This window comes from Desulfovibrio sp. (assembly GCF_047607245.1).
Lineage (GTDB): Bacteria > Desulfobacterota > Desulfovibrionia > Desulfovibrionales > Desulfovibrionaceae > Desulfovibrio.
On sequence record NZ_JASGDK010000056.1, the window covers coordinates 1 to 11,909 of the forward strand.

The 11,909-nt window shown below is 52.6% G+C and carries 9 protein-coding genes; 8 read left to right on the forward strand and 1 reads right to left on the reverse strand.

Translation table 11 applies throughout. From position 1 onward, the window contains the following. A partial coding sequence (locus tag QM579_RS04105; RefSeq protein ID WP_414997938.1) for a sensor histidine kinase occupies positions 1-729 on the forward strand: 729 nt, incomplete at its 5' end. A gap of 3 nt (positions 730-732) precedes the next feature. Beyond that, a complete protein-coding gene (locus QM579_RS04110) occupies positions 733-1,500 on the forward strand; it encodes a response regulator (RefSeq protein ID WP_414997939.1) in 768 nt (255 codons plus the stop codon). A 532-nt stretch (positions 1,501-2,032) separates the two neighbouring features. Here the strand turns inward: QM579_RS04110 and QM579_RS04115 are convergent. After that, a complete protein-coding gene (locus tag QM579_RS04115) occupies positions 2,033-3,181 on the reverse strand; it encodes a metallophosphoesterase (protein WP_414997940.1) in 1,149 nt (382 codons plus the stop codon). Positions 3,182-4,201: 1,020 nt separating this feature from the next. On the opposite strand from QM579_RS04115, the gene QM579_RS04120 reads away from it, so the two are divergent. The 6 genes from QM579_RS04120 to QM579_RS04145 all read left to right on the forward strand — a co-directional run. Further along, on the forward strand, positions 4,202-5,233 hold the full coding sequence (locus tag QM579_RS04120) for a methyltransferase (RefSeq protein WP_414997941.1): 1,032 nt from the start codon (positions 4,202-4,204) through the stop codon (positions 5,231-5,233). A 614-nt stretch (positions 5,234-5,847) separates the two neighbouring features. After that, complete coding sequence (locus QM579_RS04125) at positions 5,848-7,395, forward strand: SLC13 family permease (RefSeq protein WP_414997942.1); 1,548 nt, start codon at positions 5,848-5,850, stop codon at positions 7,393-7,395. A 65-nt stretch (positions 7,396-7,460) separates the two neighbouring features. Next, positions 7,461-9,233, forward strand: coding sequence for an adenylyl-sulfate reductase subunit alpha (locus QM579_RS04130; protein WP_414997943.1), 1,773 nt, complete (start codon positions 7,461-7,463; stop codon positions 9,231-9,233). Between the two features lie 15 nt (positions 9,234-9,248). Beyond that, on the forward strand, positions 9,249-9,578 hold the full coding sequence (locus tag QM579_RS04135; protein ID WP_183718066.1) for a 4Fe-4S dicluster domain-containing protein: 330 nt from the start codon (positions 9,249-9,251) through the stop codon (positions 9,576-9,578). Between the two features lie 167 nt (positions 9,579-9,745). Then, positions 9,746-10,441: a Crp/Fnr family transcriptional regulator gene (locus tag QM579_RS04140; protein WP_414997944.1), complete on the forward strand. Its 696-nt coding sequence runs from the start codon at positions 9,746-9,748 to the stop codon at positions 10,439-10,441. A gap of 547 nt (positions 10,442-10,988) precedes the next feature. Beyond that, a partial coding sequence (locus tag QM579_RS04145) for an SLC13 family permease (RefSeq protein WP_414997945.1) occupies positions 10,989-11,909 on the forward strand: 921 nt, incomplete at its 3' end.

The window sequence follows — 11,909 nt, forward strand, 5'->3', positions numbered from 1 at the left end:
GTGCTGCGCTCCATTTCGCACGACCTGCGCACACCGTTGACCAGTATTTGCGGCAATGCGGCTATTCTGGCGGGACAAGGCAGCGTGGCGGAAAATCCGGAACAACGCGCCCAACTGGCAACGGCCATTGAGGAGGACGCCCGATATCTTGTGGGCATGGTTGAAAACTTGCTGGCCCTGACACGTCTTGAACAACAGGGGTTTACCTTGCGCCTGGAGCCTGAATTGCTTGAGGACGTTATTTTCGAGGCCATGAATATAACAAGCCGACGCGCCGCAGGGCACAATCTGCGGGCAAAAATCCCCGACACGCTGCTCATGGCCCGTATGGATGCAAGGCTTATGGTACAAGTGCTGGTCAACCTACTGGACAACGCAGTAAAATACACTCCTGTAGGCACTGCCATATATGTAAGTGCGCTGGCTGATGGGCCATGGGCACGTGTAGCAGTGGCTGATGACGGACCGGGCATTTCCGATGTAGAGAAAAATCATATCTTTGACATGTTCCATGCCGCAGCAGTAAAGAAAGGTGACGGTAGGCGAGGCATGGGGCTTGGGCTGGCCTTGTGCCGCAGCATTGTTCGGGCTCATGGCGGCGACATACATGTGTTTGACAATACGCCCCGTGGCGCCTTGTTTTCACTGACGCTGCCAAGGGAAGCGAACTACGGCGTACAAACGACAACTTTTGCCCCACCGCTTTCAACAGAACCAAAACAGGGGTGACCCATGCCGCACAATACGCTTTTCCAGGCTGCCCCGAACGAACAACAACACATAGAAACTACAGAACGAATACTTGTTGTAGAAGACGACAAGGCCATTCGGGCTCTTGTAACAACCACCCTCGAAAACCACGGTATGGCCTTTCTTTCCGCCGCGACAGGACGCGAAGCCATTACAGCAACCTCTGCCGCAAACCCTGATGTGATCCTGCTTGACCTGGGGCTGCCTGATATGGATGGCGTAGATATTATTCGGGCCGTGCGGCAATGGACGATGACGCCCATTATTGTTCTCAGCGCCCGTAGCGAAGACGACGATAAGGTAGCCGCACTGGATGCTGGTGCGGACGACTACCTCACAAAACCTTTCAGTGTTGATGAACTGCTGGCACGCCTTCGTGCCGCCCTGCGCCGCACACGCTATGAACGAGGCAACATGAACCGCGACCGAAGCATATTTGAAAACGGTTCCCTGCACATTGACTACGCGGCAGGCTGTGTGACAGTCGAAGGACAGGAAGTCCACCTTGCCCCCATGGAGTACAAACTATTGTGCCTACTGGCGCGCAACGCGGGCAAAGTTCTGACACACAGAACAATACTCCAATCCGTATGGGGCAATGTCCTACCCCAGAATTTACCCTCCCTACGCGTATTCATGGCTACCTTACGCAAAAAACTGGAAGCGATTTCTCCACGGTGCAACTACATTCATACCCATGTCGGGGTTGGTTACCGCATGGGCCGCCTTGAAACCCCTCCGGAAATGTAGCTATCCATCTAGAGAAACCGCCACCATTAACATCGCATCCCAGTTTTATGGTCTACCGCAGTTTGCTTCGCAACGTAGCTATGCTGCTGATCCTACTCATGCAAAAATCTCTAACTCCATCGTTGTAAAAGACTTTGGTTTGGTTCTCTGTTTCGCGCGATGCGCGCTCAACTGGCTAGCGCCATAACAAAAAAAGCAGAAGCCATATTACTGCTTCTGCTTTTTGAATGCACCCAAAGAAAAACTTCTGGCCATTATTACGATGATAAAATTATGTGAATTCCAGCAGTCAACCCGTCTTGTGTGAGCTGACGACCATCCTCCGCCGGGGCTCCGCGCTGCGTAGCCGTCAGGAGCAAGCAGAGCATTCAGCTTTAAAAAATTTTACGCTCTCACGCTGGACAAAAGTGCAACTCGCCGCAACACGCCGTAGATTCTGCCGAAAAATGTAGTTCTTGTAGAATGATAACGGTGCAATGACAACGCCAAAAAATGACACGCCTCAACGCGAGTCTGCTTCCGTTCAGCGTAATCAGGCGCTGTGAAGGACTATTCTCGGGATCTCCGAGGGCACGCCAAGACGCACAGGAAAACCGTTCCACAATCCTGCGCCTGAACTCACATACATATTTAGTGCGTCAACCTTGTACTGCCCATACAGATAACCGCCGTTGAACTGGGCTACCACGGCATTCATGCCGATAACCTGCCCGCCGTGCGTGTGGCCGGAAAGCTGCAGGTCAATACCGTGGCTGACGTTTTGCGGTGCGTTGGCAGGCCTGTGCTCCATAAGAATCCTCACTGCATCTTCCGGCGCGCCTTGAAGCGCCGTAGCGAGGTCCGGCCCGGGCAAGCCAACACGCTCTGCCGCCACATCCGTCACCCCTGCGATAACCAGTGGCTGTCCCTGAATGCTCAGCACCTCGTGCCTGTTTTGCAGCATGTTTATGCCAAGCGCGGGAAATGCCTTCATCCAGCCAGCAAAGTTGCTGTAATATTCGTGATTTCCCGCTGCCCCCAGAATACCGTAATTCGCCCTCAACCGGCGTAAAGGCGCTACGTCTGCGGCCCTGACCGTTGGGTTGCCATCGACCATGTCGCCTGTAAACAGGATCAAATCCGGCTTCAAGGCATTGACCCTGTCGACCACGGCGCTTACCCAAGAGCTTTGCAGAAGCGGGCTTGCGTGCATATCGCTGATCTGTACGATACTGAGCCCGTCCAGCGCCTTTGGAAGCCGGGGTATGACCATTTCAACATGCCGCACATCCGGAATACCAACGGCGTCACGAATACCCCAAAAAGCCGTGCCAGAGGCAAGAACCACCATCATGGCCTGCCGCCTCCCAGAAGAAAACGCTGGTGACGATGGGGCCGATCTTGAACTGCCGCGGATCTTACGCACACCCCATCCAAAAAGAAGCACCAGATCGCGAAGGAGTGTGAATATGAGCAGCAGCACTAAAAATAAAAAACACCAACCTTGCAGCAACAACAATGAAGCAGGTATTTCAGGGGAAGCCAGCCCCCCGAAAACAAGGCGGTTGATAAGATGCTGTTGCGTAATAATGAGCAGCAGCAGCGCCAAGCCCAATTTAGTTTTCTTGCCTACCCGCAGAGGCAGCAAAAGCCGGGCGCCCAGGTAGATAAAGACTATCCCGGCCATCAAATGTATGAACATTCGTGATTTCCTGTATGATCATTCAACGTGTGAGTGATAAAATTAAAAGCTCCGGCCAAAACCGCCAATCGTTTGCATGCTCGGCCAAGGCAGACTCTTTAACTGTTCATGGGTATGTTACATGATTTCATGTCAGCGATGGAATCACTTTCATTGAATAAGGATATCATCGCTCGGGGCCCGCCACGACCTGCGGGATGCACGCACGAGGTTCGTGAGCGCGCAACCCGTTTGCCAAACCTGCTGGCAGGATTTCTGGCCTGAGCTGTCGCTTGAGCAGGTCATCTTTGAAATGCTTTACACTTAAAAGATGTCATTTTGCCAGAAGGTGCAACTTACGACTGAATTCGCGGCATGTTACATAGCGCTGCACTCGTGTGCAGCTGCAGAGCATGTAAATCTTTTCAAAGTAAAAATACTCTAACGGCGTTATGTTCTTCGGAGTTGTAAGAAAATATTCATGATTTCTGTTATGTCCACCAGGGCATATCCTTGGCACTTGCGCCAAGGAGAACACGCCGTTGTCATTGACTCATACATGCTATAATCTTAATATAATTATCTTTTAAAGCATCCCCACAAGTAATCACGCACAAGCAGGAGCATAAGATCCGGGCCGCCTTCAACATCAAAAAACTACTCTCGCGTGCGTCGCATCAACAATATGACAGATGCATAGTTGGCATTCCTGTCTGGCCGGGATACGATGGCATATGTTTGAACTTCTCCTCCAGATGGGGGCACCAAACCCTTAGGGCAACTCACTGTAACAATTGAATAATTTTAGACAAATCCCTCGAAGCAATCTTTCCCTGCTCTTCCCGGCCTTCATTTGGTCCTTTTGTACTGTAATGATGGTTATATCGTAGATCACGTAAGCTGGCATAAACGCACCAGATATAGCCAAGCAAATCGAACGCGGCCATACAGTCTCGCAAACCGGATGCTATCTGCTCCACTACATCGAAATGCCGCATGACGGCATGGCAGCAATCTCAACATACTTTCAGGAGAATCGTTATGACCACAGCGCCTTTCGACCATCTCCACAGCGACCTGTCAGGTTTCATGCACAGCAGCATTCTGGGAGCCTTGGCCGAGCTCGACTTCGGCACTGCCATTTTGCAGAACAATAACAGCCTAACCGCCGCCGAACTTGCCCAACAGCGCGCATGCGACGAAAGAGGTACGCAAACCCTGCTCGACGCGCTAGTCGCCCTGGGCTACTTCGCCAAATCCGGCACAGGGGTGGCAGCCCGCTATTCGGTTGTTGAGAAATATAAAAACTACCTGGACAGTCGCCACCCTGCGACCTTCATCCCCATGATGCGTCATATGGCATGCGTGCAGCGCATGTGGTCACAGCTTGCACGGTCGGTGCAAAACGGCACGCCGCAAAATGACATCCCCAGCATTCTCGGCGCAGAGCAGGACAATGTTTCATTTATTATGGCTATGAATTCCATTGCCGTAAAACTGGTGGAAAACACTATGAACGCATTGTTCGATGCGGGCATTTTATCTTCCAGCAACAGCAATCTGCGCATTCTGGACATTGGCGGCGCGTCTGGCACATATACCGAGGCCTTTCTTGAAAAATTGCCGGATAGCTCGGCTGCCATATTTGATCTGCCTGTGGCAATTGCGCAGGCTCAAAAGCGCTTCAAGGGCACAAATCTGGAGTCGCGCGTCAGTCTGATTGCCGGAGATTTTACAAAGGACGCTCTGCCGTCCGGGTTCGATTTTGCATGGATAAGCGCCATCATCCACCAGATGAACCGCGAAAAAAGCCGCATGCTTTACGCCAAAGCGTTCAATGCCCTCAAGCCTGGCGGTATGGTTGCCGTGCGCGATTATGTAATGCGTGAAGACCGCGCCTACCCCGTTGATGGCGCTCTTTTCGCCATAAACATGCTTGTGTGCACCCAGGACGGCATGGTGTATACATATAGAGAAATCAAGGAAGACCTTGAACTCGCGGGCTTCACGCAAGTGACCCACGCCATTGACGTGCCAAGCATGTCTGCTGTTGTAACGGCAAAAAAAGCGTAGTTGAATATTTTCACGTTGAATTGCTTTGCAGGTAGGGGCCTTTTTGCAAAAGGGCCCCTCATCTTTACCTAACATCCCTATTTTTATTCCAATAAACTACAAGGAACCTCGTCACTAGAAGCGAAGATTTCCCGAACTGCGCCTTCCAGGCATTACTTGCCTCAAAGTAAATCTTCTTCAGGGACTGTCCGCCACAAGATGGATTTTTTTGTCATATCAATGGAAACAAAGATTTTAGCAGGCAGATTATTTTACTATAACATTATGTAATAAAATAAAAAATTATAAACAAATGAAAAAGCATTTGTAACGTCACAGTCTGACCGTCATCCCGCGCGGGAATGTCCACCCCTGTGAACGCAGAATCACAACGTAACAAGCCTCTGTAACGTATTTTTATTCCTCAAAGTAAAGGCTCGGCGAAAATCTGCTCCGAACCTTTTTTATTGAAAACCATCCCCGCCGCACCCGCTTGAACTCGACGTCACAACCCGCACGCAAGTAAAAATGATTTTTTTCTCAAATTATCATCCAGATGATGGAACCGAAACAGCACCCCGTCTAGCATGAGCAATCACGCGCATTTTGCGCAATGCACAAGAGAGGATTGGGTTATGCATCTGGATCATTCTGCAGCACGAGTGCCGATTTTGGCCTATCTTTGTGAAAATGTTCGTAAATCTGGCAATACTCCCTGTAGGGCCTTTACCGGATTTATTCTTGCGTGGCTGGCCTTCATTCTTTTTTGGGGAATACTCAGCCCATTCCCCGGCCTTACTCCTGACGGAATGGCCGTTCTTGGCATTGTTGTCTGGGCCAGCATCATGTGGGTCAGCGAGGCCATGCCAGCGGGCATAACCGGCATTTCCATCCCCACTATGCTGCTGATCACCAAGGCTCTGCCCTGGACCAACGGCAAACCGCCGATGGCTGTCATATTTGCAGGCTTTACCGACCACGTTATCTGGCTGTGCCTGTTTGCCTTTATGGTCGCCGCTGTCATGCAGCTCATCGGGCTGGACCGCCGCATTGCCCTTGGCATTTTATCGCGCTTCAAGGCGTCGTCCGTCGGACGCGTCATCTGGGGCATGTTTTTCGTCAATATAATACTCGGCTTTCTTGTGCCTGCGGCCAATGCCCGTGCCGCAACTCTGCTGCCCGTTGTGCAGGGCATGTGCAACCTTTTGGGCGACACGCCCGAAGAACGCGCCGCCAAAAAAGCCATCGTGATTCAGTCGCTGGTCTACGGCTCGATGATTTGCGGCATGTTCATAATGACAGCCCACCTGCCCAACATGATCTTGGTGGGCCTTTTTGAAAAGAACGGCTATCAGGATTTGAACTTTCTGAACTGGATGCTCCTTCAGTTCCCCTATCTTGGCATGTTTGTTCTTACCAATTTCTGGATCAGGTATCATTTCAAAACCGCCAAAGTGTCCATTTCGGGCGGTGCGGCCACGCTTGAAAAAGGCTACCGCGACCTTGGCCCCATGTCTGCTCCTGAAAAGATGCTTCTGGGCATTTTCCTGTTCGTGGGCTTTATGTTTGTCACGGGCAAGGGCAGCTTCATCTACGAACTGCACAAACAACCGCTGGGCGTTATCGGCTTGCTGGGCATGATGCTGCTTTTCGCTCCCGGTATTATGCCCTGCTCGTGGCGTGCTGTGCAACAAAAGACCATCTGGGGCACATTCCTTCTGCTTGGCGGCGCTATGACAATGACCACAGCTATGACCCAGGCGGGCGTGGCGCAGTGGCTGGCCGACCATATCCACGCGTGGGTTGTGGGCATGAACTGGTGGCAGACGCTGCTGGCCATGATGGCAGGAACACACATCATTCGTCTTGGCATGCTGTCCAACGTGGCGGCAGTAGCCATGCTGGCTCCGGTGGTATTCGCAATGGCTCCCAAGCTGGGCCTGCACCCCGTGGCCTTCACCCTGCTGGTTTGCGATACCGACACCTTCGCCTATCTGCTGCCCACACAAATCACCGCAGCCGTCATAGCTCACAGCACTGACACCTTCTCAACCGCAGACTATGCCAAAGTAGGCTGGGTTTCCGTACTTATCGCCATTGTGTACGGCGTTTGCGTCATGGCTCCCTGGTACGCGCTTCTTGGCATTCCCGTATGGAATCCAGCCGCGCCCTGGCCTTTTTAGAAAAACTGACACACTGACACGTTGCATATTCATAAATTCAAAAACACTCCGCACGGGAGGAAATTATGGCACGTATGAAAACAGGCCATACGGTTGACTTTCGGCCCACAAGCATGGCCGACATTGAAACCGTCGAGGTCACAGCCGACCTTCTGATTATCGGCGGCGGCAACGCTGGCTGCTTTGTGGCCACAGAAGCCGCACGGTTGAACCCGCAAATCAAGACCGTCATTGTGGAAAAAGCGGATATTATGCGCTCCGGAGCCTGCTCCGCAGGTATGGACGCCATCAACACCTACATCCCCCAGGGCAAAACGCCTGAAGATCTCGTCCGCTGGAGCCGCTCGCAAGTGGGTGGCGGCCCCCTGCGCGAAGACCTGGCGCTCTCCAATGCCGAAGAGCTCAATGAGTGCGTGGACGATCTCGAACGCTGGGGCCTGCCCATTTTGCGGGATGAAGACGGAAAGATTCGCTATCGCGGCAAGTGGGACATATCCATCCACGGCGAACAACTGAAGCCTATCATGGCTGAGAAAGCTCTTGAAAGCGGCGCTGATGTCTACAACCGTGTGGCGGCCACGGGCCTGCTGATGCAGGATGGCCGCTGCGTGGGAGCCACTGGCTTTGGCGTGCGCGACGGCAAGTTCTATGTCTTCCGCGCCAAGGCCACGGTGGTCAGCACGGGCGGCGCGGGCACGCTTTACAAATCCTACACCGCAGACTCCACGGACAGCGGTTCGCAAATATGGATGTGCCCCTACTGCGTCGGCTCCGGCTACGCGATGGGATTCCGGCAGGGCGCGGAGCTTACGAGCCTTGAACAGCGCTGGGTCGCCACGCGCACCAAGGACTTCTGCGGCCCCGTGGATACCATTTCCGTAGGCTACGGCGCACCCATCATCAACTCGCACGGCGAACGCGTCATGAGCCGCTATGAAAGCCTCGGCGGCGACGCGGCCCCCCGGTATATCCGCGCCAACGCTCCCATGGAAGAATGGCTTGCCGGACGCGGCCCCTGCTACTGCGACACCACCCACATGTCGCCTGAAAAAACCAAGGCTATGATGGAAGACTACCTGAACGAACGGCCTTCATTCGTTCTCTTTCTTGCCAGTCGCGGGCAGGACCCAAGCAAGGAACCTATTGAAATATTTGGTTCAGATCCCTACATCCTTGGCGGCCACACCGGCGGCGGCTACTGGGTGGATATGGAGCGCATGACCACCCTTCCCGGCCTGTTTGCAGCGGGTGAGACTGCGGGCGGCAACCCCAACAAGTTTGTGGGCGGCTGTTGTGCTGAAGGAAAGCTGGCCGCACGCGGAGCCTTGGCCTTTATGGCTGCCGTGGACATGCCAGCCCCTGACGCAGCGCAGATAGAGCGCGAAAAAGAGCGGATATATGCGCCGATGCTGACGCGTGAAGCCGAAGGCATTCGCCCGGTGGAAATGAAGGAGCGCCTGCAACGGCTTATGGATGAATACGCTGGCGGCTCCAGCCAGTTTTACCGCACCAATGAGCAGCAGCTGGACTACGCTCTCAGGCATATCAAAATGCTGCAAAGCCAGTTCTGCCACTTGCGCGCGCAGGATCTGCACGAGCTTATGCAGGCCAACGAAACAATGGACCGCGTTGATGTGGCCGAAGCCGTGGTACACCACCTCAAGGCCCGCAAGGAAACACGCTGGGCGGGCTGGCAGACGCGCTCTGACTACCCGGAACGTGACGACGCCAACTTTGACTGCTTTGTGGAATCACGCCGGGATGCCGCCACCGGAGAAATAGTCACATTCACCCGTCCCTACGAGCAACTGTTGCCCGGCGACAGGTACAAGCCCTAATGCAGGAGAACGAACATGCCGCCAAAAATTGACCTACATAAATGCAACGGCTGTAAAGGACGTGAAGAAACCCATTGCGAAGAAGTCTGCCCCGGCAACCTCATGGCTCTGGATCAGGCCACTGGCAAGGCTTTTTTGCGCGCCGCCCGCGATTGCTGGGATTGCATGTCCTGCATAAAGGCCTGCCCTTCCGGCGCGCTTGAAATCAAGATGCCCTATCAGCTCGGCTACTTCAAAGCATCGTTGAAGCCCATAATGGGGTCCAACTTCATAATATGGAAATGCCGCGATATTCACGGGCAGGAACAGACCTACCGCTATGTGAACCGGCTGGACAAGGCCTAAAACCGATATTACTTCACACTACGCCCGCCGCATCTGCCGAGCGGCGGGCGTCGCCTCTCTCCGCCGCGAACTCCATGCTTCGCGACGGAGAGGGGCGGCCCAGATGGCAGAAAATGCGCCTTTGCCGCGCAGCCTGCACACATCGCGCTTCCAGCAAGGATTACAGCATGAATACATTCTGGCACCTTGAAAAAGAGGATTTTTTCAAAGGCATAGACGACGTAAAACGCGTCTTTCTGGAAAATTCTCACCGTCAGGAACTGGCCAAAAATGAAACTGTCTTTCTTGAGGGCGATGCAGGAGACTCCTGTTTTTACATTGAATCAGGGCTGGTGCGTATCTTCGGCTCGGCTGCTTCCGGCAAAGAAATGACGTTTTCCCTGCGCATGCGCGGGGAATTTTTTGGCCTTTCGGAAGTGTTGAACAGCTCTCCACGCAAAGCAGGCGCGCAAACCGCAAGCGCCTCCGTATTATACTCCATCGGGCAGCAGGCTTTTGAAGGTATGCTGCGCGAACACTATCCGCTGGCACGCCGCGTCATCACCCTGCTGGGGCGCAGGTTGCGCTATATGGGCGATATGGTGCGCAGGCAAAACAATGACGTGGCCAACCGTCTGGCAAGCCTGCTTATTTCCTTGGCATACGACACCCTGCGCACTACTGAAGACTGGGACAAGCCCTGTGAAATTCCATTGAACATCCCGCAGGAACAACTGGCCTCAATGGTCGGTTCTACCCAGCCCACAGTCAGCGCCACTTTGCAACGCTTTCGAACAGACGGGCTTATTGTCGGCAACGGCAGAAGGCTTGTACTGCTCAACCCCATTGAAATGATCTACAGGCTCGACCACAATCTTCTTTAGAACAGATTAGCTTTGAAATACTTCACATTTCAAAGCTGTCTTTCTATAAAAATACAATCTTAAGAAAATAAACGATCTATTGCGGATCATTGTACGTTTTTTTGTGTTAGTGCATGTAATTTTCAAGATAAAGTGTACTAAAGAAGAATAACGTTGAGGATAAACTTTCTCAAATTTGAAGACGCCCGCCACAATGTTTGATGCGCAAATAAATAGCCCGACGGTCTATGCGTGAGCCTTTGCCCGCAGAATATTTTCGCATTTTTAAGATCTGAATGCCTTACCTATTTGCAGACGCTTTCTGGCGCTGCAAAGCACAGCCAAGCTTCACCCCTCCGCATATCTACTGCTTTCCACTCTTCCTCTTCAGTTTTTCACCTCGCCGCTTCAGCTTTTTCCAGTTATCCGGCTGCATTCTGTTTCACGGTATAAAAATCAGCCGATAGCAATACCGAGAGTTGCGGCAAGGCTGCATTACCTGCTACACAACCTGTACATCTTGCGATTTTTTCCCCATTTAATTCTGAAGTGGTTCAGGGAGACGACTATGCAGCAAATTTTTTTCAATAGTTTTTTAGGTAAATCGCCGCTCTGGTATAAATATACGGTCCTGGCCTTTCTGGTGGCCAATCCCGTTCTGAATAGTATAGTCGGCCCCTTTATAACAGGCTGGTTGCTGCTGCTTCAGTTTATCTTCATTCTTTCTCTGGCGCTAAAATGCTATCCCATTCCTGCGGGCGGCCTGCTGGCCTTGGAAGCCATCATCATCGGCATGACCTCGCCCGACGCCGTGTACAAAGAAGTGGCCACCAACCTCCCCACACTGCTTCTGCTCATCTTTATGGTGGCGGGCATCTACTATCTGAAAGATGTGGTCTTTGTTGTTTTTACCCGGCTGTTTATCGCTATCCGAAAAAAACACTGGCTGTCTTTGGCATTCTGCATTGTCAGCGCAACGCTTTCCGCCTTTCTGGACGCTCTGACCCTCATGGCCATCATCATAGCCGTCTGCTTCAACTTTTACGCAATTTTCCGCAAGGTGTCCGGAGCCTTTACTTCAACCAACGGCAAAGAAGCCCCGGAAATTGAAGAATTTTGCGGTTTTTTGCGCAACATTATTATGCACGGAGCCCTGGGTACCGCCCTTGGCGGCACTATGACCATTGTGGGCGAACCGCAAAATCTTATGATCGGCACCATGATGGGCTGGTCCTTTGCAGAATTTTTTCTGCACAATGCAGTTATTGCGGTGCCGGTAGCCATTGTGGGATTTACTCTCTGCCCTCTGCTTGAAATTTTTCGCTTTCCCGGTTTCGGATACCAGCTGCCAGAAGCCATTCGGGAACTTATCGTTAAAGATGCTGAAAAAAAGGCGCGCCAGCTTTCGGACCAGACACGCTTTCTCTACATCACCCAGTGCGTTGTGGGCGTGTTGCTGATTTTGGCTCTGGCCCTGCACGTGGCGGAA